The 21,569-nt window shown below is 57.8% G+C and carries 18 protein-coding genes and 1 tRNA gene; 6 read left to right on the top strand and 13 right to left on the bottom strand.

Annotated features, from left to right (window positions below):
- Positions 1 to 65: 65 nt before the first annotated feature.
- The 4 genes from QZL71_RS06715 to QZL71_RS06700 form a co-directional block, all read right to left on the bottom strand.
- Entirely contained in the window at positions 66 to 515 is a 450-nt protein-coding gene (locus tag QZL71_RS06715) for a winged helix DNA-binding protein (RefSeq protein WP_097774461.1), read from the bottom strand.
- 12 nt (positions 516 to 527) lie between these two features.
- Positions 528 to 1,886, bottom strand: a complete 1,359-nt coding sequence (locus QZL71_RS06710) for a citrate/2-methylcitrate synthase (RefSeq protein WP_120079876.1) — start codon at positions 1,884 to 1,886, stop codon at positions 528 to 530.
- A 441-nt stretch (positions 1,887 to 2,327) separates the two neighbouring features.
- A tRNA-Pro gene (locus QZL71_RS06705) sits at positions 2,328 to 2,400 on the bottom strand.
- A gap of 86 nt (positions 2,401 to 2,486) precedes the next feature.
- Positions 2,487 to 3,335: a YitT family protein gene (locus QZL71_RS06700; RefSeq protein WP_294648331.1), complete on the bottom strand. Its 849-nt coding sequence runs from the start codon at positions 3,333 to 3,335 to the stop codon at positions 2,487 to 2,489.
- A gap of 443 nt (positions 3,336 to 3,778) precedes the next feature.
- Here QZL71_RS06700 and QZL71_RS06695 point away from each other — a divergent pair, with 443 nt between their 5' ends.
- The 3 genes from QZL71_RS06695 (at position 3,779) to QZL71_RS06685 (ending at position 7,388) form a co-directional block, all read left to right on the top strand.
- On the top strand, positions 3,779 to 5,437 hold the full coding sequence (locus QZL71_RS06695) for a glutamine--tRNA ligase/YqeY domain fusion protein (RefSeq protein WP_005942643.1): 1,659 nt from the start codon (positions 3,779 to 3,781) through the stop codon (positions 5,435 to 5,437).
- Between the two features lie 36 nt (positions 5,438 to 5,473).
- On the top strand, positions 5,474 to 5,860 hold the full coding sequence (locus tag QZL71_RS06690; protein ID WP_097774463.1) for an FMN-binding protein: 387 nt from the start codon (positions 5,474 to 5,476) through the stop codon (positions 5,858 to 5,860).
- A 76-nt stretch (positions 5,861 to 5,936) separates the two neighbouring features.
- The gene (locus QZL71_RS06685; RefSeq protein ID WP_294648330.1) at positions 5,937 to 7,388 is read left to right on the top strand and encodes an aminoacyl-histidine dipeptidase; all 1,452 of its coding nucleotides are present in this window, start codon (positions 5,937 to 5,939) and stop codon (positions 7,386 to 7,388) included.
- Between the two features lie 128 nt (positions 7,389 to 7,516).
- Here the strand turns inward: QZL71_RS06685 and QZL71_RS06680 are convergent, their stop codons facing one another.
- Positions 7,517 to 8,614, bottom strand: coding sequence for a dipeptide epimerase (locus QZL71_RS06680; protein WP_291014295.1), 1,098 nt, complete (start codon positions 8,612 to 8,614; stop codon positions 7,517 to 7,519).
- A 133-nt stretch (positions 8,615 to 8,747) separates the two neighbouring features.
- Between QZL71_RS06680 and QZL71_RS06675 the strand changes: the two genes are divergently transcribed.
- On the top strand, positions 8,748 to 9,911 hold the full coding sequence (locus tag QZL71_RS06675) for a DUF819 family protein (protein WP_005942653.1): 1,164 nt from the start codon (positions 8,748 to 8,750) through the stop codon (positions 9,909 to 9,911).
- 62 nt (positions 9,912 to 9,973) lie between these two features.
- Here QZL71_RS06675 and QZL71_RS06670 read toward each other — a convergent pair whose 3' ends face one another.
- From QZL71_RS06670 to QZL71_RS06640, 7 genes are all read right to left on the bottom strand, one after another.
- On the bottom strand, positions 9,974 to 10,687 hold the full coding sequence (locus tag QZL71_RS06670) for an ABC transporter ATP-binding protein (protein WP_294648329.1): 714 nt from the start codon (positions 10,685 to 10,687) through the stop codon (positions 9,974 to 9,976).
- 3 nt (positions 10,688 to 10,690) lie between these two features.
- Positions 10,691 to 11,530: an ABC transporter ATP-binding protein gene (locus tag QZL71_RS06665; protein WP_294648328.1), complete on the bottom strand. Its 840-nt coding sequence runs from the start codon at positions 11,528 to 11,530 to the stop codon at positions 10,691 to 10,693.
- The gene (locus QZL71_RS06660; protein WP_097774467.1) at positions 11,523 to 12,548 is read right to left on the bottom strand and encodes a branched-chain amino acid ABC transporter permease; all 1,026 of its coding nucleotides are present in this window, start codon (positions 12,546 to 12,548) and stop codon (positions 11,523 to 11,525) included. Before QZL71_RS06660 ends, QZL71_RS06665 begins: the two co-directional genes overlap by 8 nt.
- A gap of 13 nt (positions 12,549 to 12,561) precedes the next feature.
- Entirely contained in the window at positions 12,562 to 13,440 is an 879-nt protein-coding gene (locus QZL71_RS06655; RefSeq protein WP_120079884.1) for a branched-chain amino acid ABC transporter permease, read from the bottom strand.
- A 171-nt stretch (positions 13,441 to 13,611) separates the two neighbouring features.
- On the bottom strand, positions 13,612 to 14,829 hold the full coding sequence (locus QZL71_RS06650; RefSeq protein ID WP_249236426.1) for an ABC transporter substrate-binding protein: 1,218 nt from the start codon (positions 14,827 to 14,829) through the stop codon (positions 13,612 to 13,614).
- Positions 14,830 to 15,095: 266 nt separating this feature from the next.
- The gene (locus QZL71_RS06645) at positions 15,096 to 16,517 is read right to left on the bottom strand and encodes an MATE family efflux transporter (protein ID WP_294648327.1); all 1,422 of its coding nucleotides are present in this window, start codon (positions 16,515 to 16,517) and stop codon (positions 15,096 to 15,098) included.
- A gap of 60 nt (positions 16,518 to 16,577) precedes the next feature.
- A complete protein-coding gene (locus tag QZL71_RS06640) occupies positions 16,578 to 16,766 on the bottom strand; it encodes a hypothetical protein (RefSeq protein ID WP_294648326.1) in 189 nt (62 codons plus the stop codon).
- A gap of 140 nt (positions 16,767 to 16,906) precedes the next feature.
- Between QZL71_RS06640 and eno the strand changes: the two genes are divergently transcribed.
- Both eno and asnA read left to right on the top strand, forming a co-directional pair.
- Positions 16,907 to 18,205, top strand: coding sequence for a phosphopyruvate hydratase (gene eno, locus QZL71_RS06635; RefSeq protein ID WP_294648325.1), 1,299 nt, complete (start codon positions 16,907 to 16,909; stop codon positions 18,203 to 18,205).
- A 443-nt stretch (positions 18,206 to 18,648) separates the two neighbouring features.
- The gene (gene asnA / locus QZL71_RS06630; protein WP_005942692.1) at positions 18,649 to 19,662 is read left to right on the top strand and encodes an aspartate--ammonia ligase; all 1,014 of its coding nucleotides are present in this window, start codon (positions 18,649 to 18,651) and stop codon (positions 19,660 to 19,662) included.
- 253 nt (positions 19,663 to 19,915) lie between these two features.
- Here asnA and QZL71_RS06625 read toward each other — a convergent pair whose 3' ends face one another.
- Positions 19,916 to 21,481: an MFS transporter gene (locus tag QZL71_RS06625; protein ID WP_044953778.1), complete on the bottom strand. Its 1,566-nt coding sequence runs from the start codon at positions 21,479 to 21,481 to the stop codon at positions 19,916 to 19,918.
- Between the last annotated feature and the right edge of the window lie 88 nt (positions 21,482 to 21,569).

Genomic DNA, 21,569 nt, shown 5'->3' with positions numbered 1-21,569 from the left:
CAACAAAAATGAGATAGGCAACCCCTTTCGGGGAAGTCTATCTCATTTTTTCGTTGAGGCTGTTTTTATACGCCGCTGTGTTCCCGTTCATCCTTCAGGATGGCCGTCACGCTCTGCATGGTGCTTACTGCACGATGCAATTCTTCGTCGCCAAGCTCTGCACGCAGGCGGGCGTAACAGCGCTGCATGAACGCGCGCTCCTCCGCCATCAGCTCCACAGCCTTGCTGGAAAGCTCCACATAGGTGCGGCCCGCTTCGCGGTCGGTCTTCCATGCCACAAAGCCCTTGTCCTGCAGCTTTTCAACGGCCTTGGAAAGCTCTGTCACCTTCAGGCCCATCACGGCAGCAAGGTCAGCCAGATAAACCTTACTGTCCGGGTGCTGTTCGGCCTGCATCTTGATGTAATATAAGATCAGGTAGTCCGCCCGCTGGATGGTGCTGAACACCTTGTCGATATCAAAATTGTGCAGGAAGAACCATTCTTCCGGGTGATGTTTCAGTTCCACGCTCATCATGCATCCTCCCTGTTATTTCCGCTCATTGCGGCGGATATATTCGTGGGTGCCGCCAAGGCTCTTGTAGGCCGGGCGGATGATCTTGTTTGCGCTGAGCAGCTCTTCAATGCGGTGGGCGCTCCAGCCCATCACGCGGGCCACGGCGAACAGCGGCGTGTACAGCTCCATGGGGATGCCCAGCATATCGTACACAAAGCCGCTGTAGAAGTCCACATTGGGGCTGACACCCTTAAAAATTTTGCGCTCCTCCGCGATCAGCTGCGGGGCCATGTGCTCGATCTTGTTGTAAAGGGCGAGGTCCTTGTCGCGGCCCTTCTCGTGGGCCAGCTGTTCCACATAGCCCTTGAATACCACCTCACGGGGGTCACTGAGGGAGTACACCGCGTGGCCCATGCCGTAGATCAGGCCTTTGCGGTCAAATGCTTCGCCGTGCAGCAGCTTTTTCAGGTAGGCTTCCAGCTCTTCATCGTCCTCGGTGTCGTGCAGGTTTTCGCGGATGTTCTGCATCATCTGCATCACCATCAGGTTGGCACCGCCGTGGCGCGGGCCTTTGAGGGAGCACAGGGCAGCCGCCATGGCCGAGTAGGTATCGGTGCCAGACGAAGTGACCACGCGGGTGGTAAAGGTGGAGTTGTTGCCGCCGCCGTGCTCGGCGTGCAGCAGCAATGCCACATCCAGTACGCGGGCTTCCAGTTCGGTGTACTTCATATCCGGGCGCAGCATCCGCAAAAAGTTCTCTGCGGTGGAAAGCTCCGGGTCCGGCCGGTGGATGTACATGCTGCCGTCTTTTTCGTAGTGGTTATAGGCATGGTAGCTGTACACGGCCAGCATGGGGAAGATGCCGGCCAGCTGGATGCTCTGGCGCAGCACATTGGAAATTTCCAGATCACCGGCCTTGGGGTCGTAGGATGCCAGTGTGAGCACGCTGCGGGCCATGGAGTTCATGATATCGTGGCTGGGGGCCTTCATGATCACATCACGGGTAAAGTTGGTGGGCATGGTGCGGCACTCGCCCAGCACGCGGCAGAACTCTTCCAGCTTTTCCTGCGTGGGCAGCTCACCAAACAGTAGCAGATAGCCCGCTTCCTCAAAGGCAAAGCGGCTGCCGGACGACCCGCGGATCAGGTCTTTCACGTCGTAGCCGCGGTAGAGCAGCTGACCGTCGGCAGGCTTTTTCACCCCATCCACATACTGGAAGGCGCGGATATCGGAGATATTGGTCAGGCCCGCCAGCACGCCCTTGCCGTTTTCGTCGCGCAGGCCCGCTTTAACGCCAAACTCCTTGTACAGGTCCTTGCTGATGCGGTCGTGTTCGGCGCACAGCGGCTGCTGCTGGTCGAAGTATCCCATTACGTTCTGCAGATGATCCATTGGTAGTTGCTCCTTTCCCATTGCCGTCAGCTTGCGCTCACTTGGCAGGCCATCAGGAAGTTTTCTCTGCGAACAGCCCGGAACTTCGGTCCCGCCCTACTGCCTGTGGCAGCAGGGTACCACCCCCAGGACATTCGCTGGAGAAACTTCCTGCCGTCCTGCCCGAAAAAACCGTATTGATTCGGGACGGCATTCACTTACATTCAGAATACTCTTTAAGATTACAAAAAGGATATTTCGGTGTCAAGGTACTGTTTGTAAATAAAAAAAGAACAAAATCGGAAAGCTGCCGGGTGCGCATTTGCCCTTTAGCGCAGGGACAGTTTTTGAGACGGTAACGCACAAATAAGGCATCTTCCAGCCGGATCTCAGGGGACTGGCAACAAATAAAGCCACGACGAAACCGCATTTGTAAACGGTTCATCGTGGCTTTTTGTCATATCGGAGTGGCGAGACTCGAACTCGCGGCCTCCTGCTCCCAAAGCAGGCGCGCTACCAACTGCGCAACACCCCGGCATCCGGCGGCACTGCTGCACCGCCGGAATATAGTATATCGTTTTTGGAGCGGTTCGTCAATAGCGGCGTGGCCCTGCCGTGCCTTTAATTAAAGGAGCGGAAGCCCTTGCCGATGATCTCACTGGAATTGACGATGGTGATAAAGCTCCGGGGGTCGTTCTCCCGCAGGAAGTTGCGCAGCTGCAGGGCCTGACGGCGGGTCAGCACCGTCACCAGCACGCTCAACTCGTGGTGGGTGTAAGCACCGTAAGCCTTTTCCACGGTAGCGGAACGGTTCATTTCCTTGATGATGAAGTCCAGAATGGGCTGCGGGTTGGACGTCACGATGGTGCACACCTTGCGCAGGCGGATGTTCTCGATGGCACCGTCCACCACAAAGCTCTTGCCGATCAGGCCAAGGATGCAGTAAAGGCCGGTGCCCATGCCGAACCGCCATGCCGCCGCCAGCACAATGAGGATATCGCTGACCATCAGGGCTTTGCCGATCTCCATAGAGGTATATTTTGCCAGAATCAGGGCCACAATATCCGTACCGCCGGTGGATGCACCGATGTCGAACACGATCGCCGCACCCAGAGCCGGCAGGAACACGGCGAACACCAGATCCAGCATGGCATCACCGCTCATGGAAACGTTGACGGGATAGAGCCACTCGCACATCGACACAAAAAAGGACAGCGCAAAGGAAGAATAGATCGTCCAGCCCATGGTCTTGATGCCCAGAAAGACGAAGCCCAGCACCACCAGAATCAGGTTGATGATCCACATAAAGCCGCCCACGTTGATCTTAGGGAACAGGTCTGCCAGCAGAATGGACAGGCCCGAGGTGCCGCCAAATGCAAAATGATTGGGATTTTTAAAGTAAACGATGCCGACCGCCGTCAGGATCAGGCCGAGATTCAGCTCACCGAAGAAATTTAAATTCTTCAGCATATTTTTCCTGCTGAACGCTTCTTTTAAACTGTTCATGGGGTTCCTCCTATTTTAAACACGGCAAAATGCGCTGTATGCCATGCAAAAATATACTCTCCTTGCACGGCGGTGTCAAGGGATAGGGAAAAAGTTGTGGAAAACAACATGAATTGGGGATTTTTCGGATGGGAGAACTCCTTCAGTCAAAGCCTGACGGCTTTGCCAGCTCCCTCGGGGAGGGAGCCTTTGGCAAAGAGAGAAAGCTTTACCGTACTGCCAAGGGCCCCATCTCTGAGGGGGCTGTCACCGAAGGTGACTGGAGGAGTTAAGCTCCCCCTCTCGGGGGAGCTGGCGAGCGTATGCGAGACTGAGAGGGTTTTCTCTTGAAGAAATCGGCAGAATAGTGTATTATATAGTATTATGGAATATATAGGCACTTTGTGCCTTTGACAGGGGGAAAACACATGGCAGATAAAAACTTTCTGACCGACATCATCGACGCTGATCTGGCCGAGGGCAAGATCAGCGAGATCCATACCCGCTTCCCGCCCGAGCCCAACGGCTACCTGCACATCGGCAGTGCCAAGGCCATCTACATCAACTGGTCCATTGCAAACCAGTACGGCGGTAAGTTCAACCTGCGTCTGGACGACACCAACCCTGCCCGCGAGGGTGAGGAGTACGTGAACAGCATCATCGAGGATCTGCACTGGCTGGGTGCCGACCCCAACGGCGGCATCTTCTACGGCAGCGACTACTTTGACAAGTGCTACGAGTATGCCGAAAAGCTCATCATGGAGGGCAAGGCCTACGTGGACGACCTGACCCGCGACGAAATGCGCGAGTACCGCGGTGCCGATGCCGGCAAGCCTTCCCGTCCCTCTCCGTGGCGCGACCGCACCCCGGAAGAGAATCTTGACCTGTTCCGCCGGATGCGTGCCGGTGAGTTCCAGGAGGGCGAAAAGACCCTGCGTGCCAAGATCGATCTGGCCAGCCCCAACATGAACATGCGTGACCCGGCTATCTACCGCATCAAGTACGCCGAGCATCACCGTCAGGGCAGCAAGTGGTGCATCTACCCGATGTACGACTTCGCACACCCCATTCAGGATGCCATTGAGGGCATCACCCACAGCATGTGCAGTCTGGAGTTCGAGAACCACCGTCCGCTGTACAACTGGGTCATCGAGAACATCTTCGGCACTGCCTTCCCCAAGCAGCGTGAGTTTGCACGCCTGAACATGACCAACACCGTCATGAGCAAGCGCTACCTGCGTGAGCTGGTGGAAATGGGCATTGTGGACGGCTGGGACGACCCCCGTATGCCCACCCTGTGCGGCCTGCGCCGCCGTGGCTACACCCCCACCTCCATCTTCACCTTCGTGCGGGAGGCTGGCATTTCTAAATCCGACAACCTGATCGACATGCGCCAGCTGGAAGCCTGCATCCGCAGCGAGCTGGACCTGACCGCACAGCGCCGCATTGCCGTGCTGGACCCCGTAAAGCTGATCGTAGACAACTACCCGGAGGACAAGACCGAGTACTTTGATGTAGCCAACAACCCCAACCGCGAAGCCAACGATACCACCACCCGCAAGGTGGCCTTTACCAAAGAGCTGTGGATCGAGAATGAGGACTTTGCCGAGGTGCCGCCTCCCAAGTTCAAGCGCCTGACCATTGGCGGTGAGGTGCGTCTGATGGGCGCTTACATCGTCAAGTGCACCGGCGTGGAGAAGAATGCCGACGGCAGCATTGCCGCCATCCACTGCACCGCCGACCTTGAGACGGGCAACGGCAATCCCGCCGACGGCCGCAAGGTCAAGGGCACCATCCATTGGGTGAGTGCCGCCCATGCCGTGGATGCCGAGGTGCGCCTGTACGACAAGCTGTTCACCGAGGCCAACATGAACGCCATCCCCGAGGGCAGCGATTACAAGGACTACCTGAACCCGGAAAGCGTTGTTGTGTGCAAGGGTTGCAAACTGGAAGAAAGCCTGAAGGACGCAAAGCCCGGTGAGAAGTTCCAGTTCGTGCGCACCGGCTTCTTTACGCCGGACTCCAAGAACCCCGGCGTTTACAACCGCGTCGTCACCCTGCGCGACAGTTTCAAACCCGCAAAGTAAAAATATATCACGTCAAAAGGGAGCATTTGATCTTTTATGAAGAAACTCACCCGGAATGTTATCATCATGGCTGTTGTCACTGTCATTATGGCAGTTGTGCTCGGCCTGTACATCAAGTACACCGGCACTGTGCCCGCTGCCGACAACGCCGCCAGCCTGACGGATGGCATCTATACGTCCAGCGCTCAGGGCTGCCTGAGTGATGTGACCGTCACCGTCACCGTCACCGGCGGCCGGGTGACCGGTGTGGAGATCGATGCATCCGGCGAGACTCCCGAACTGGGCGGCACCGCTGCTGAAACTCTGGCAGACCAGCTGACCAAGGCCGGTTCCACCAGCGGTGTGGACGCTGTTGCCGGTGCTACCATGACCAGCGACGCTGTGTTCACCGCCATGGACGACTGCCTGAGTCAGGCAGAGTAAAGACCCGAAAGACCGGCATGGCTCACAGCTCTGCCGGCCTTTTTTCTTAAAATACAGCATAAGGAGAGGGAACATTATGGGCGTATTATCCAATCTGGAACCAGCTTCGGTTTTTTATTACTTTGAGGAGATCTGCGGCATTCCGCACACCTCCCACCACGAAAAGGCACTGAGCGACTACTGCGTGCAGTTCGCCAAGGCCCACGGCCTTTCCTGCCGTCAGGACGAGATGGGCAATGTGCTCATCAAGGCACCGGCCACACCCGGATACGAGAAGGAGCCGGGCCTGATCCTGCAGGGCCATCTGGACATGGTGGGCGACAAGACCGCCGACTGCCCGCTGGATCTTGAGAAGGATGCCATCCACCCGGTCGTAGACGGCGGCTATGTGTGCGCCGAGGGCACGACCCTTGGCGGCGACGACGGCATTGCCGTGGCCTATGCGCTGGCTGTTCTGGACGCAAAGGACATTCCCCACCCTGCGCTGGAGGTCGTGCTGACCGTCTGCGAGGAGGTGGGCCTGCTGGGTGCATCTGCCATGGATTTTTCCGACCTTGAGGGCCGGATTCTGGTGAACATCGACTCCGAGGAAGAAGGAGTGCTGACCGCAGGCTGTGCAGGCGGACGCCGCGTTGAATGCCATCTGCCCATTGCCCGTGTTCCTGTGACCGGCACCGCCGTAAAGGCGGATGTGATCGGCCTTGTGGGCGGACACTCCGGCACCGAGATCCACAAGGGCCGTGCTAACGCCATTGCTTTGCTGGGCCGCTGGCTGACACTGCTGACCGAAAATGGCGTGGACTACGCCGCTCTGGCACTGTCCGGCGGCGCAAAGGAGAATGTCATTCCCAAAGAAAGCAGCATCACGCTGGTGCTGCCCGCAGGCATCACCGAGGGCGTGCACACTGCTGCCGCTCAGTTCGCTGCACAGGTGCAGGCCGAATACGGCACGGCAGACCCCGCCATCTGCCTGCAGTTCACGGAACAGGGCTGTGGCGCGTTCAGCGCATTGGATGCCGATTCCACCCAGCGCCTGCGCAAGGCCCTGCTGCTGATGCCCTGGGGTGTGCAGAGCATGAGCATGGATGTGCCGGGCCTTGTGGAGACCTCGCTGAACCTCGGCGTTGCCGAGCTGGACGACAGCGAAGCCATCCTGCGCTTCTCCCTGCGCAGCTCGGTGCCCTCGGCGAAGGAGCTGCTGAGCTGCAAACTGCAGACCCTGACCGAGCTGCTGGGCGGCAGCGTGCGGTTCCACGGCGACTATCCCGCTTGGACCTACGCCCGCGAAAGCGCCCTGCGCGACCGCTGCGTTGCTGTGTACGAGGCACAGTACGGTGCAAAGCCCCAGATCGTTGCCATTCATGCGGGCCTGGAATGCGGTATCCTCTCGGGCAAGATCGACGGGCTGGACTGCATCTCCTTTGGCCCGAACCTGCTGCATGTCCACACCCCCAACGAGCGCGCCGACATTGCATCGGTGGCCCGTGTGTGGGAATACCTGAAGGCTATTCTGGCTTATAAAGAGTAAAACCCTCTCAGTCACAGCTTGCGCTGTGCCAGCTCCCCCGAAAGGGGGAGCTTTCTTTGTGCTGACTGTAAAGATTCAAAAAGCTCCCCCTTTCGGGGGAGCTGCTGAACGAAGTGAAGCTGAGAGGGTCAATCCAAATACTTGATCTTGCCCGGCTCAATGCCCTTGATGCCAAGGCCCGGCTCGTTGGAAACAGTGATGTCTTTTTCGTTGAACACTGCACCGCCGAGGATGGGGTCCTCACTGCACAGCACGGGGCCGTCCAGATCCACGCGGGTGATGATCTGCTTTGCGCAGGCCAGATGCACGGCGGCATTCACGCTGATCTTGGCTTCCAGCATACAGCCGATCATGCACTCCACGCCGTACACCTCGGCAGCGGATGCGATCTTGAGGGCGTTGTACAGGCCGCCGCACTTCATCAGCTTGATGTTCACGAGGTCTGCGGCTCCCATCTGCATGATGGTCAGTGCGTCCTGCGGGGAGAACACGCTCTCGTCGGCCAGCACCGGCACATAGGAGCGCTCGGTAACATACTTCAGGCCTTCAAAATCGTGGGCCTTGACCGGCTGCTCCACGAATTCGAGATCAAGGCCTTTCTCCTGCATTCCGTTCAGGATGCGCACGGCTTCCTTGGGGGTCCAGCCCTGATTTGCATCGATGCGGATGCAGGTCTCCTTGGGCACAGCACCGCGGATGGCGCTCAGGCGTGCAATATCCTTTTCCGGCTCCTTGCCCACCTTGACCTTCAGGCAGTTATAGCCGCGGTCAATGGCGTTCAGGGCATCGCGCACCATCTCTTCGGGGTCGTTGACGCTGATGGTGATGTCGGTGACGATGGACTTCTTTGCGCCGCCCATCAGCTTGTACACAGGGATTTTGTACAGCTGGCCGTACAGATCCCACAGGGCCATATCCACAGCAGCCTTGGCGCTGGTGTTCTTCTGGATGCAGGCATTCAGTGCGATCATCAGGTCTTCAAAGTCGTCCACATCGCGGCCGATGATGGTCTTTGCGATATGGTCGCGGATGGCACCGATGATGGCACCGGTGGTGTCGCCGGTGATCACACCGGTGGGAGGTGCCTCACCATAACCCACAGCGCCGGTGTCGGTGTGGATCTCTACGATCACATCCTCCACGCTGCTGACCGAGCGCAGAGCCGTCTTAAAAGGCACGCGCAGCGGCACGGAGATCAGACCGAGACGTACTTCCGTAATTTTCATGCAAAACCTACCCCTTTCGATAAAAAAATATTGCCAGATTATGAAATCTATGGTAGTATTGTATACGAAGTTGTCGATATTGTAAAGACAATTGTCCGCAAAAAATTGCACAAAAAGAAAGGGAATTGGGTTCATGATCACAAACGGTTTCACCTACATCGCCGTGCTGGTGTTCATTGCCGCACTGCTGGTGTGGCTGCAACGCTACACGAAGTCGAAATTCTTCGACTATGCACCACCTATCGTTCTGCTGTACCTCATTACCATGATTCTCTGCACGCTGGGTGCATGGGACATGGAGGCCACCAAGCCTGCCTACTCCGTGCTGAAAAACAACCTGCTGTATGCAATGATCTTCCTGATGCTGCTGCGCTGCGACATCCGCAAGATCATCAAGCTGGGTCCCAAGATGCTGGGCGGCTTCTTTGCCGCTTCCGTCTCCATCTCGTTGGCCTTCATTGCCACCTTCGCCATCATGAAGGGGCCCCTTGGCTCCGAAGCATGGAAGGCACTGGGCGCTCTGTGCGGCAGCTGGATGGGCGGCTCCGGCAACATGATCGCCGTGCAGGCTGCGCTGGACATCGGCGAAGCTGACATGGCCTACGCACTGGTGGTGGACTCCATCGACTACTCCATCTGGGTCATGTTCCTGCTGTGGGCCATCAACCTTGCTCCCAAGTTCAACAAGTGGGTCAAGGCCGACACCACCACGCTGGATGAAGTGTCCCGCCGTCTGGAAGAGGACGCAAAGGGCAACGAGGATAAGGCCAGCTTTGTCAACCTGATCTTCCTGCTGGGTCTGGCTCTGGTGATCTCCGCCTTCGGTCAGGATATCGGCGCAGCCCTGAACGGCGCAATGCCCTTCCTGGACAAGGCCACCTGGACCGTCCTGCTCATCACGTTGTCCGGCCTGATCGGCGCTGTCACCCCCGTGGGCCGCATGGCAGGCAGCACCGAGCTGTCCAACCTGCTGTTGTACTCCGTGGTGGCATTGCTTGCCTCCCGCGCAAGCTTCCTGGAGCTGACCGATGCACCCGCATGGATCCTGGCTGGCTTTATGATCCTGGCCATCCACGGCATCATTCTGGTGCTGCTGGCAAAGATCTTCCATCTGGATATGTTCACCTGCGGTGTTGCATCTCTGGCAAACATCGGCGGTTCCGCATCCGCTCCCATTCTGGCCGGTGCCTACAGCGGCGCTCTGGTGCCTGTTGGCGTTCTGATGGCTCTGATGGGCTACGTCATTGGCACGGCAGGCGGCCTGATCACCGCAAATATCATGTCTCTGCTGGCATAACTAATACTGCAAAAAGGGGCTGTTGCATGTGCAACAGCCCCTTTTTTGATACGATTTTTTGCTTAGCCGCCCAGATATGCGCTGCGCACGCGCTCGTTGGTCAGCAGTTCGGCACCAGTGCCCTCCATGACCACACGGCCCGTCTCAAGGACGTAGGCACGGTCTGCCACGGAAAGAGCCATCTGTGCGTTCTGCTCTACCAGCAGGATGGTCATGCCTTCCTTGTGCACGTTCTGGATGATGTCGAAGATCTCCTGCACCAGCAGCGGCGAAAGGCCCATGGAAGGCTCGTCCAGCATCAGCATGGAAGCGTTGCTCATCAGTGCACGGCCCATAGCCAGCATCTGCTGCTCGCCGCCGGACATGGTACCGGCCAGCTGCTTGCGGCGCTCCTTCAGGCGGGGGAACAGCTCAAACACCTTTTCCTTGTTGGGTGCAATGGTGGAAGCAGGCTGGGTGTATGCACCCATGTCCAGATTTTCTTCCACGGTCATGTGCAGGAACACATGGCGGCCTTCCGGCACATGGGCAAGGCCCGCTTCCACAATCTTGTGGGCGCGCATGCCCTTGATGCTGCTGCCCTTGTACAGGATGTCGCCGGTCTTGGGCTTCAGCAGGCCGGAAATGGTCTTCAGGGTGGTGGATTTGCCAGCACCGTTGGCACCGATCAGGGTGACGATCTCGCCCTGATTCACCTCGAAGGAGATGTCCTTGACGGCGTGGATGTTGCCGTAATAGACGTTGATGTTATCAACTTTCAGTAACGTATCAGCCATGGCTTAGCCCTCCTTCTTGCCCAGATAGGCTTCGATGACCTGCGGGTTGCTGCGGATCTCATCCGGCGTGCCCTTGGCGATGATGCGGCCGAAGTTCAGCACGGCAATGCCCTCGCAGATGCCCATGACCAGGCTCATATCATGCTCGATCAGCAGCACGGCGATGTTGAACTCGTCGCGGATGCGGCGGATGGTTTCGGTCAGCTCTGCAGTCTCGGAGGGATTCATACCGGCAGCAGGCTCGTCCAGCAGCAGCAGCTTCGGGCTGGTGGCCAGTGCACGCATGATCTCCAGACGGCGCTGTGCGCCGTAGGGCAGGCTGCCTGCCTGCACATTGGCGAGGTCTGCCATGTGGAAGATATCCAGCAGCTCCAGAGCACGCTCGGTGCACTTCTTCTCTTCCTTCCAGTAGTTGGGCAGGCGGATCAGCGAAGATGCCAGATTGTACTTCATGGACTCGTGCAGGCCCACCTTGATGTTATCGATCACGCTCAGTTCCTTGAACAGGCGGATGTTCTGGAAGGTACGGGCCACGCCCATGCGGTTGACCTGATAGGTCTTTTTGCCGGCGGTGGGCATACCATCGATCAGGATGGAGCCGCGGGTGGGCTGGTAGACGTTGGTCAGCAGGTTGAACACGGTGGTCTTACCGGCGCCGTTGGGGCCAATCAGACCGGTGATCTCGTTGCGGCCGATCATCAGGTTGAAGCCATCCACGGCGGTCAGACCGCCGAAGTCGATGCCCAGCTCACGCACGTCCAGAATGGGCTTTTTGTCCATGTCGCGGTCGGTCAAAAAGCCGCCAGAGGGCACACTGTGCAGCTTAGTCTGGTATTCACTCATGGTCTTTGCCCTCCTTTGCTTTCTTCTGGAACAGTTCGCCGTTCATGATCTTTTCCACAATGCGGCTCATGGAGAAGTCGTAGCTGCCAAGCAGGCCGCCCGGACGGAAGATCATCATGAGGACCAGCACCAGCGAGTAGACTACCATGCGGTAGCTGTCAAAGCTGCGGGTCGCCTCGGGCAGGATGGTAAGCACGGTCGCGGACAGGATAGAGCCCAGCATGGAGCCCATGCCGCCCAGAACCACCATGACCAGAATTTCGATGGACTTCATGAAGCCGAAGGTGGAGGGGTCCAGAACGCCCAGATAGCAGGCGTACAGGCCGCCGGCCAGACCGGCAAAGGCGGCGGAGAATGCAAAGGCCATGACCTTATAATAGGTAGTCTGGATGCCGCAGCTTTCGGCAGCGATCTCGTTATCGCGGATGGCCAGCACGGCACGGCCGTGGCGGCTCTTCATCATGGCGTGGATGGCAAAGCAGGTAATGACCACGCAGATGAACACATTGGCGAAGTTGGAATACTTGGGGATGTTCTTCAGGCCCTTGGCACCGTAGAACAGCTTGAAGCCCAGCACATCATCGATGTTGTTCAGGGTGATGCGGATGATCTCGCCAAAGCCCAGCGTCAGGATGGCCAGATAATCACCGGTCAGGCGCAGAGCAGGAATGCCGATCAGCACGCCGAACAGGCCCGCCACGATGCAGGCCAGCACCAGACCCACGACAAAAGCAACACCGGAGGGCAGATTGCTGTATTTCGTGAACAGGGCGCAGGTGTAAGCACCCACGGCCATGAAACCGGCGTGGCCCAGCGGCAGCTGGCCCAGATAACCGGTGGCAACGTTCAGCGAGACAGCCAGAATGATGTTGATGCCCACGGTGAGAAGCACCTTGTTCTGGTAGGTGGACAGCACGTTCTGGGTGAGGAAGGACAGGCCCACGAACAGCAGAGCCACCAGCACGGCGTTCATCAGGTAGCGCACGGGCATTTTGAGCGTTTTGCGTTTGGTATTCATCTTCATGCCCTCCTTACACCTTTTCCTGAACCTTGCGGCCAAGGAAGCCGGTGGGCTTGACCAGCAGCACGATGATCAGGATCGCAAACGTGACGGCATCCTTCCATGCGGAAAGGCCGATGGCGGAAACAAAGCACTCGCACAGGCCGATGGCGATGCCGCCGATCATGGCACCGGGAATGGAGCCGATGCCGCCCAGAACGGCTGCAACGAAGGCCTTCAGGCCCAGCATGGAGCCCATGGTGGGGGTCGCCTGCGGGTAGCTGCAGCAGTACAGCACCGAGCCGATACCGGCCAGTGCGGAGCCCACCGCAAAGGTAAAGGAAATGGTGCTGTTGACGTTAATGCCCATCAGACGGGCAGCGTCCATATCCTCAGACACGGCACGCATGGCCTTGCCGAGCTTGGTCTTCTGCACAAGGAAGGTGAGCACCAGCATGGACAGCACCGTGACCAGCAGGGTGATGACAGAGGTGAGGCCCAGCGGCACAGAGCCGATGTGGAAGGTCTGGTTGGTGTAGTAGGCCGGAATGACCTTTGCACCGGAACCAAGGATCAGCTCTGCAGTGTACTCCAGGAAGAAGGACACGCCGATTGCCGTGATCAGCAGGGAGATACGGGGTGCGTTGCGCAGCGGGGTGTAGGCGATCTTCTCGATCACAACGCCCAGCAGCGTGCAGGTGATGATGGTGGCGCACACAGCAGTGACCGGGCCAAGGCCCAGCTGATTCATCACGAACCAGGACATGTACGCACCAACCATAATGACATCGCCATGGGCAAAGTTCAGCAGCAGGATGATGCCGTACACCATGCTGTAACCCAGTGCGATCAGTGCATAGATGCTGCCAAGGGACAAGCCGTTGATCAGCTGGCTAAAAAACACTGTCATGGACTGATACTTCCTTTCTTTGCGGCGTTTGCACGCCTTTTGGGGAATGCACTTTTTTACCAAAAAAGCGGAGACGGCCGAGCAAAACCTGTTCCGGCGGTCTCCGCAATGGGTCTTTTATTTCTGAGTGCTGCCTTTATGCCGCACACCGGTGCGCAGGATCAAAGCAGATCAGAACATTTCCTTCAGAACGGGGGTTGCACCGTCGAAGCACAGGATAGCGGTCTGCTTGACGGGGTTGTGGTGCTCATCGAAGGTGAAGGTGCCGGTGATGCCATCGATGGTGCCGCCTGCGATAGCATCGATGACGGCCTGCTTGTAGTCGTCATCGCCAGCAGCCAGACCGGCATCCTCAGCAGCCTGAATGCCATAGACAACGGTCATGGCAGCATCGTAGCCCAGCGGAGCGAAGCCGTTGGGGTACTCCTCACCGTACTCAGCCTTGTAGGCATTCTCAAAGTCGGGGTTGGAGCCCTTTGCGTAGTTTGCGCAGAAGTAGGCATCCTTCAGCTGGTCGGCCGTTGCGTAGCCTTCCAGACCATCCCAGCCGTCGCCGCCCAGGAAGGGAACTGCCAGACCGATGCTCTCAGCCTGAGCCAGGATCTGACCGACTTCCTGATAGTAGTTGGGGCAGAACACCACTTCGGGAGCCTTGCCCAGAATGGTGGTCAGCTGGGTCTTGTAGTCCACATCGCCCTCAGAGTAGGTCTCCTGATCGACGATGGTGCCGCCCAGGCTCTCGAACTCGTTGACGAAGTTCTCTGCCAGACCCTCGTTGTAGTCAGCGCCCTTCTGGAAGATGACGGCTGCCTTGGTGTAGCCCAACCGCTGGTAAGCGTAGTCAGCCATCTTGATGCCCTGGAACGGGTCGGTGAAGGTTGCGCGGAACACATTCTCGTTCACGGTGTCGGTCTCGGCATCGTAGGTGACAGCCTCAGCGGTAGCGGAAGCGGTGACCATGGGCATGTTGTAGTCTGCGCTCTCGGCAGCAATTGCCAGAGTCGGGGTGGTGGTAACATCGCCCACCAGAGCGGTGATGCCCTGATCGCACATCTTGGTGAAGCAGGTAACAGCCTGAGTTGCATCGCCCTGCTCATCCATGGCGATGATCTCCAGCTGCTTGCCGTTGATGCCGCCCTTTTCGTTGACCTGCTTCAGGTACAGGGTAGCGCCGTTGACAACGGCCTGACCGTAAACGGAAACATCACCGGTCAGAGGTCCAAGAACGCCCACCTTGATGGTGTCGCCGGAAGCAGCGGCACCAGAAGCTGCGGTAGAGGCGGAAGCAGCAGTGCTGTTGGAAGAACCGCCGCATGCAGTCAGAACGCCGGCTGCAGCAACAACACCTGCAGCGGCCAAGAAATTACGACGAGAAATCATCTTTTTCATAGTGAATATCCTCCTTAGGAGCATTCGTGCTTCAGTATAAAAACGGAAGCAAGGCCCTCTTTCCCTCAAAGCGACCTTGCTTCGTTATCAATATTATAGACCTGTGAACCAAAATCCGCAATTCACAAACCGTCCATACTTTCAGGGGCATTTTGTGGACTTTGTTGCCAAAATAGCCAAAAGCAGTGGGTCTGTTTTGTGCACTATTTCAATTGCTTCATTTTGTTTGTGTGTCAGGTGAACACAATTCACAAGTTGCAAAAGGGTTACAGGGTCTCCATTTCGGCATCTGCGGCGAACTCGGCCTCTGCACGTGCCTCGGCAGCTTTGCCCTCTGCTTCCGCTTTGGCCGGAGACTCTGCAAGGATCTTGCGGATAGCGGTGAAGTAGAACACCAGCGACAGGCCGGTGCCGATGCACCAGCCCACGGGCCATGCCATCCAGATGCCCGTGCTGCCCAGAGCAGTGCTGCTCAGCACAATGGCGATGCCCACGCGCAGGATCAGGTCGGAGAAGGTGGCGATCATAAAGCGCACCATCATGCCGCAGCCGCGCAGGATGCCGTCAGTGACCAGCTTGAGCGACACCACAAAATAGAAGGGAGACAGGATGCGCAGGAACAGCATACCGGTGTCGATGGCCGGACCCTGCGGGTCATTCATGAACAGCAGCAGCAGGAAGCGGCCGAAGAAGAAGTACAGGAGCACGATGGGCACGCAGATGATCCACACCAGATTGCGGCCTGCGCCAAAGCCCTTGTGCACACGGTCCATCTTGCCCGCGCCCATGTTCTGGGAGGTGTAGTTGGAGATGCCGTTGCCCAGCGTGGTAAAGGAAGTGATGACCATGTTGTTCAGCTTGACGGCTGCAGAGTAGCCTGCAATGACGCTGGCACCAAAGGTGTTGATGACGCTCTGCAGGATGATGTTGCCCACAGAGACGAAGCTCTGCTGCAGAATGCTGGGGATGGCGACCATGGCTACCTTGCCCAGCATGTTCCAGGAGAAGAGCACGACCTTGTTCTTGGATTTGAAGGCGCTGATGCGGCGGAACACCACCACCATGGCCAGCACGCAGCTCACGCCCTGGCACAGGAAGGTGGCCCATGCCACACCGGCTACGCCCATCTTGAGACCGGCCACGAACAGGATGTCCACGCCGATGTTGGACAGGGACGAGACTGCCAGAAAATAGAAGGGCGTTTTGCTGTCGCCCAGAGCGGAGAAGATGCCGGTGGCGATGTTGTAGAAGAACATGAAGGGCAGGCCCAGCACGTAGATATCCAGATACAGCGAAGAATCCGCAAGGATCTCCTCCGGGGTGTTGATGAGCTCCAGCAGGCTGTGGCAGCCCACAAGGCCGATCAGCATCAGCACGGCGCACAGCACGGCAGAGCCGATCAGGGAAGTGTAGACCGAAGTCTTCATCTCATCGTAGTCCTTTGCGCCAAAGTAGCGGGACACGATGACCGAGCAGCCAATGTTGCAGCCAAAGGCAAATGCAATGAAGATCAGGGTGATCTCGTAGCTGTTGCCCACAGCAGCCAGTGCATTCTCGCCGATGAACTTGCCTGCAACAAGGCTGTCGGCAATGTTGTACAGCTGCTGGAAGATGATGCTGCCGAACATGGGCAGGCAGAACTGCCACAAAACCTGTGACGGCTTGCCGACCGTCAGATCCTTATTCATATAGAAAATCCTCCTCTATCTACCATAAAGAAACATATTAGAACCAAAAACAGTATAGAGTCATCCTGACAAAAAGTAAAGAAAAATTTTAGTATATCTGCCATATGAAATTAACATGATAGGCATGACGCATCCCCGCTGCTGCCAGTGGGCAGACTGTAAAGACCAGCTGTTTCCTGCTTTGCCGGAATGTTCTGCCCCATCAGCTGCCGTTTTTTTGCCCCTTAAAAAGTTTACATCCACAAACATGCGCATCGGCTCTTGCACCGGGCCGGAAAGCGTGGTAGGATACTATTGGTTAGTTAGACATAACTATCATAATTGGCCGTCACCCGTCTGCCCGCCCCGGGCAGCACAGGGATGGAAATGATATTCAGGAGGTTTTCAAGATGAACTATCTGGAAATTGAATCTGTTGTAGGCCGCGAAATTCTGGACTCCCGCGGCAACCCCACCGTGGAAGCGGAGATCACGCTGGCCGACGGCACTGTGGCACGCGGCTGCGCACCTTCCGGCGCATCCACTGGTGAGTTTGAAGCTCTGGAGCTGCGGGACGGCGACAAGGGCCGCTATCTGGGCAAGGGCGTGACCAAGGCTGTTGAGAACATCAACACCGTCATTGCTGATGCTGTTGTGGGCATGGATGCCTCCGACATCTACGCCATCGACTCTGCCATGATCAAGGCCGACGGCACCAAAGATAAATCCAATCTGGGCGCAAACGCCATTCTGGCCGTGTCCATTGCCGCCTGCCGTGCAGCCGCTGCTTCTCTGGATATGCCGCTGTACCGCTTTCTGGGCGGCGTAAACGGCAACCGCCTGCCCGTGCCCATGATGAACATTCTGAACGGCGGCGCACACGCCACCAACACCGTGGATACGCAGGAGTTCATGATCATGCCCGTGGGCGCGCCCTCCTTCAAGGAAGCTTTGCGCTGGTGCGCGGAGGTATTCCACGCTCTGGCTTCCATCCTGAAGGCCAAGGGGCTGGCTACCTCCGTGGGCGATGAGGGCGGCTTTGCCCCCAACCTGTCCAGCGACGAGGAGACCATTGAGACCATTCTGGCCGCCATCGAAAAGGCCGGTTACGTGCCCGGCAAGGACTTCATGCTGGCTATGGATGCCGCGTCCTCCGAGTGGAAGAGCCCCAAGGGCAAGGGCTTCTACAAGCTGCCCAAGGCCGGCACCGAGTTCACCTCCAGCGAGCTGATCGCACACTGGAAGAGTCTGGTGGAAAAGTACCCCATCATCTCCATCGAGGACGGCCTGGATGAAGAGGACTGGGAGGGCTGGCAGGAGATGACCCGCGAGTTGGGCGGCAAGGTCCAGCTGGTGGGCGACGACCTCTTTGTGACCAACACCGAGCGTCTGGCCAAGGGCATCGGGCTGGGTGCAGGCAACGCGATCCTGATCAAGCTGAACCAGATCGGTTCTGTTTCCGAGACGCTGGAGGCCATCAAGATGGCCCACAAGGCCGGTTACACCGCCATCAGCTCTCACCGCTCCGGCGAGACCGAGGACACCACCATTGCCGATCTGGCCGTGGCGCTGAACACCTGCCAGATCAAGACCGGTGCTCCCAGCCGTACCGAGCGTGTTGCAAAGTACAACCAGCTGCTGCGCATTGAGGAGCAGCTGGGCGGCAGCGCCGTTTACCCCGGCATGGCAGCTTTCAACGTAAAGCGCTGAAGCTGTTGAAAACCAATTGATCTTCCGGCACCCGTACTGCTTTTGCAGCGGCACGGGTGCCGTTTTGTTTTCTCCCAATTTTTTCCTGCAATCCGCTGCTCTGCCCAGCCGTATTCCATGCATGCCGGGCATTTTGGCCCGAAATTGCAAAAAAAGGAGCAAAACATTCATGTTATCTACTCTGATCTCTCTGTACAAGCTGCTGGGCACCGGCGATTTTGTAAAAGTGCTGCTGATCCTGCTGAAGGGGCTTTTCGGCTGATGCAAAGCCGCCCTTCTCACTGCGGAAACGGGACTGCCTTACCGGCGGTCTCTTTTTTTGCCTTCTCACTTTACTTTCTTAAAAAAATATGCCATAATGAAACCAGTATTTTTCGGTTTAAAAGCCGTGCCCTGTACTGGGAAATCAGGGCCAGAATCCAACAGAAGAGGGGTTTTTTGTTATGAGCAAAACCATCATCCCGGCAAACTATACGCCCGCGCTGAACCTGTACGACACGCAGCGCGCCATTGGTACGGTCAAACGTCTGTTTGCCGACACCCTGTGCGCCACACTGAACCTGTACCGCGTGTCTGCTCCGCTGTTTCTGGAAGCATCCACCGGTTTGAACGACGACCTGAACGGTGTCGAGCGCAAGGTCACCTTTGATATCAAGGAAAGCGGCATTGAGGCACAGGTGGTGCAGTCACTGGCAAAGTGGAAGCGCAAGGCCCTGAAGGACTACGATTTCCGTGTGGGCAAGGGCCTGTACTGCGATATGAACGCGATCCGCCGCGACGAAGATCTGGACAACCTGCACTCCATCTATGTGGATCAGTGGGACTGGGAAAAGGTGATCCGTCTGGAAGACCGCAACGAGGCTTACCTCAAGAGCGTGGTGCGCTCCATCGTGTCCGCTGTCTGCGCCACCGAGATGAACCTGCACGCCATGTTCCCCCAGCTGCAGGAGCTGCCGCTGCACAGCCCCAACGTCACCTTCATCACCACGCAGGAACTGGAGGATCAGTACCCGGACCTGACCCCGAAGGAGCGTGAGAACGCCTTTGTGAAGGAGCACGGCACCACCTTCCTGATGAAGATCGGCGCTCCGCTGAAGAGCGGTAAGCCCCATGATGGCCGTGCCCCCGACTATGACGACTGGGATCTGAACGGCGATCTGCTGTTCTGGAACGACCCGCTGCAGTGCAGCTATGAGCTGAGCAGCATGGGCATCCGCGTCAGCCCTGAAAGCATGGACAAGCAGCTGACCATGGCTGGCTGCGACGACCGCCGCGCCCTGCCCTTCCACAAGGCCGTACTGAACGGTGAGCTGCCTTACTCCATCGGCGGCGGCATCGGCCAGAGCCGCCTGTGCATGCTGCTGCTGGGCAGCGCCCACATTGGCGAAGTGCAGGCCAGCGTCTGGGACGCAGCCACCCGCGAAGCCTGCGCCAAGGCAGGCATCCCGCTGCTGTAAGCAGGTTTTCCACACAAAGATTCAAAAGGCAGGATACCACCCTCATGGTGGTACCCTGCCTTTGTTCGTTTTCTGCCTGTATCCGGGGAGAAATTGTTCGAGTCCTGTACCGCCCACCACGAAAAAAGTCCCCAGACGAATGTCTGAGGATTTTTTGTGGTGGAGAATTAGGAACTCGAACGCCAGACCCCCTGCGTGGGCAGCAGAGTGCCGCTTGCGCCGGTGAGATCGGTATTCAGTTCCATACAGCGTCTCAGCTCCGGTATTCCGCCGGCAGCTGATCCATGGTCTGCCACTTGTCCATGGCTTCTTCCAGCTTCATGCCCTTAGCCACTGCATCGCGGCGGCAGGCGTTGACAGCCTGAATCTCCTTCATCTTGGCACCGGTCAGGGTGTAGCCCTTCATAGCGATGAGGGTAGCCGCCCATGCCACCATGGGAATGATGCAGAACAGCACGATGACCACCCAGTTCATGCCCGGGGTGTAGGGATCATACTGGGTGGGCAGGCTCTGCAGGCCCACAAAGCTGACCGCAATGCCCACTACGGTAGCGGACAGGCTGGACACCAGCTTGTCCACCAGACTGAACAGGGTGCCCATGATGCCGGGGATATACTTGCCGCTGCGGTAGGTCTCGTAGTCGGAGCAGTCGGCCACCATGGGGATGGGCATATCGGCGGTGGCGTAGTAAGCACCGTAGCCGATGCCGAAGAAAGCGATGAACAGGATGGTGTACAGATTGATGGAAAGGCCGTTCTCACCCAGAATGGACAGGGTGAAGGCATCGCCGCGGCCCCAGAGCAGCAGCAGCACCAGCACGCCCACATAGCACACCAGCGCCACGCTGACGTACTTCATCAGGCTGGCCTTCTGGCCCTCCTTCTGGCTGGTGCGGACGGTGAGCAGGAAGAAGGGCACGCTGAACACATAGCCCAGCACCATCATGGGCAGGTACAGGCCGTCGTAGTTGCCCATCATGCAGCCGTACAGCATGCACAGCACGGTGGTGTTGGTGGCGATGGAAAGTGCCAGCTTGCAGCCCGCACCGGCCACCATCAGCCGCTGCATGGGGTCGTTGTTCTTGATGATCTGGATGTACTCGCTCACTTTGATCTTCTCAGTCTTTTCGCCGCCGATGCCAAAGTACTTGGGCTGGTCCTTCTCCCAGATGCCGATGACAGCCAGCAGGGTGAGCAGGATGGAGATGACGATGCCCACCGGAGCCAGCGTGCGGAAGAACCCGGCGGAAGCGTAGCCGCCCTCATAGTTCTTGGCAAGGATGGGGGCAAAGAACTGCATGGCACCCATGCCCAGCAGGCTGCCCACCGTGTTGAAGATGGTAAACAGGGGGCGCTGCTTGGGGTCATTGGTCAGCACGGTCTGGCCGGAGCGGGTGCAGCTGGTCTGGAAGGTGTAGCCGATGACCCACACGGCATACAGGGCAACGAACGCAGCGTAGCGCAGCCCCATGGCACTGGCGGGGATGAGCGGGGTGAGGCAGTACAGCACCAGAATGCTTGCTGCCATGATGAGGTTGCCGATGACCATGAAGGGCCGGAACTTGCCGAACCTGCCGTTGGTGCGGTCCATGAGGGCACCAATGATGGGGTCGGTGACGGCATCGAACAGACGCATGCCGGTGACCATCACCGAAGCAAACAGCATGCTCAGGGCCAGCACTTTGCTGCCGAAGGTGGCGATGTAGGAAAGCACCAGCACATAGTACACGTTCGTTGCGCCGTTGTTCAGCGGAAACAGCACCAGCTGGTAGGTTTTGGCGCGGTTCACACTCGACGCCGTTGTTTTTTGTTCGCCCATTGCGGTCTCTCCTTTTGTCTTTGATAAAAAGCGGCAGCCCGCCCCGCCTTCGGGGCAGGCTGCCGTAACATGGGGTCAGGGATCGTGC

It is taken from the genome of uncultured Faecalibacterium sp., from assembly GCF_900066275.1.
Taxonomy (GTDB): Bacteria; Bacillota; Clostridia; order Oscillospirales; family Ruminococcaceae; genus Faecalibacterium; species Faecalibacterium taiwanense.
This window is presented reverse-complemented; position numbering and strand designations above follow the sequence as displayed.

Bases quoted from the DNA above. Each gene is read 5' to 3' on its own strand.
- QZL71_RS06715 (WP_097774461.1), bottom strand. From the start codon at position 515: ATGATGAGCGTGGAACTGAAACATCACCCGGAAGAATGGTTCTTCCTG.
- QZL71_RS06655 (WP_120079884.1), bottom strand. From the start codon at position 13,440: ATGACAGTGTTTTTTAGCCAGCTGATCAACGGCTTGTCCCTTGGCAGC.
- eno (WP_294648325.1), top strand. From the start codon at position 16,907: ATGAACTATCTGGAAATTGAATCTGTTGTAGGCCGCGAAATTCTGGAC.
- QZL71_RS06665 (WP_294648328.1), bottom strand. From the start codon at position 11,530: ATGAGTGAATACCAGACTAAGCTGCACAGTGTGCCCTCTGGCGGCTTT.
- QZL71_RS06625 (WP_044953778.1), bottom strand. From the start codon at position 21,481: ATGGGCGAACAAAAAACAACGGCGTCGAGTGTGAACCGCGCCAAAACC.
- QZL71_RS06660 (WP_097774467.1), bottom strand. From the start codon at position 12,548: ATGAATACCAAACGCAAAACGCTCAAAATGCCCGTGCGCTACCTGATG.
- QZL71_RS06695 (WP_005942643.1), top strand. From the start codon at position 3,779: ATGGCAGATAAAAACTTTCTGACCGACATCATCGACGCTGATCTGGCC.
- QZL71_RS06675 (WP_005942653.1), top strand. From the start codon at position 8,748: ATGATCACAAACGGTTTCACCTACATCGCCGTGCTGGTGTTCATTGCC.
- QZL71_RS06710 (WP_120079876.1), bottom strand. From the start codon at position 1,886: ATGGATCATCTGCAGAACGTAATGGGATACTTCGACCAGCAGCAGCCG.
- asnA (WP_005942692.1), top strand. From the start codon at position 18,649: ATGAGCAAAACCATCATCCCGGCAAACTATACGCCCGCGCTGAACCTG.
- QZL71_RS06690 (WP_097774463.1), top strand. From the start codon at position 5,474: ATGAAGAAACTCACCCGGAATGTTATCATCATGGCTGTTGTCACTGTC.
- QZL71_RS06650 (WP_249236426.1), bottom strand. From the start codon at position 14,829: ATGAAAAAGATGATTTCTCGTCGTAATTTCTTGGCCGCTGCAGGTGTT.
- QZL71_RS06670 (WP_294648329.1), bottom strand. From the start codon at position 10,687: ATGGCTGATACGTTACTGAAAGTTGATAACATCAACGTCTATTACGGC.
- QZL71_RS06680 (WP_291014295.1), bottom strand. From the start codon at position 8,614: ATGAAAATTACGGAAGTACGTCTCGGTCTGATCTCCGTGCCGCTGCGC.
- QZL71_RS06700 (WP_294648331.1), bottom strand. From the start codon at position 3,335: ATGCTGAAGAATTTAAATTTCTTCGGTGAGCTGAATCTCGGCCTGATC.
- QZL71_RS06685 (WP_294648330.1), top strand. From the start codon at position 5,937: ATGGGCGTATTATCCAATCTGGAACCAGCTTCGGTTTTTTATTACTTT.
- QZL71_RS06640 (WP_294648326.1), bottom strand. From the start codon at position 16,766: ATGTTTGTGGATGTAAACTTTTTAAGGGGCAAAAAAACGGCAGCTGAT.
- QZL71_RS06645 (WP_294648327.1), bottom strand. From the start codon at position 16,517: ATGAATAAGGATCTGACGGTCGGCAAGCCGTCACAGGTTTTGTGGCAG.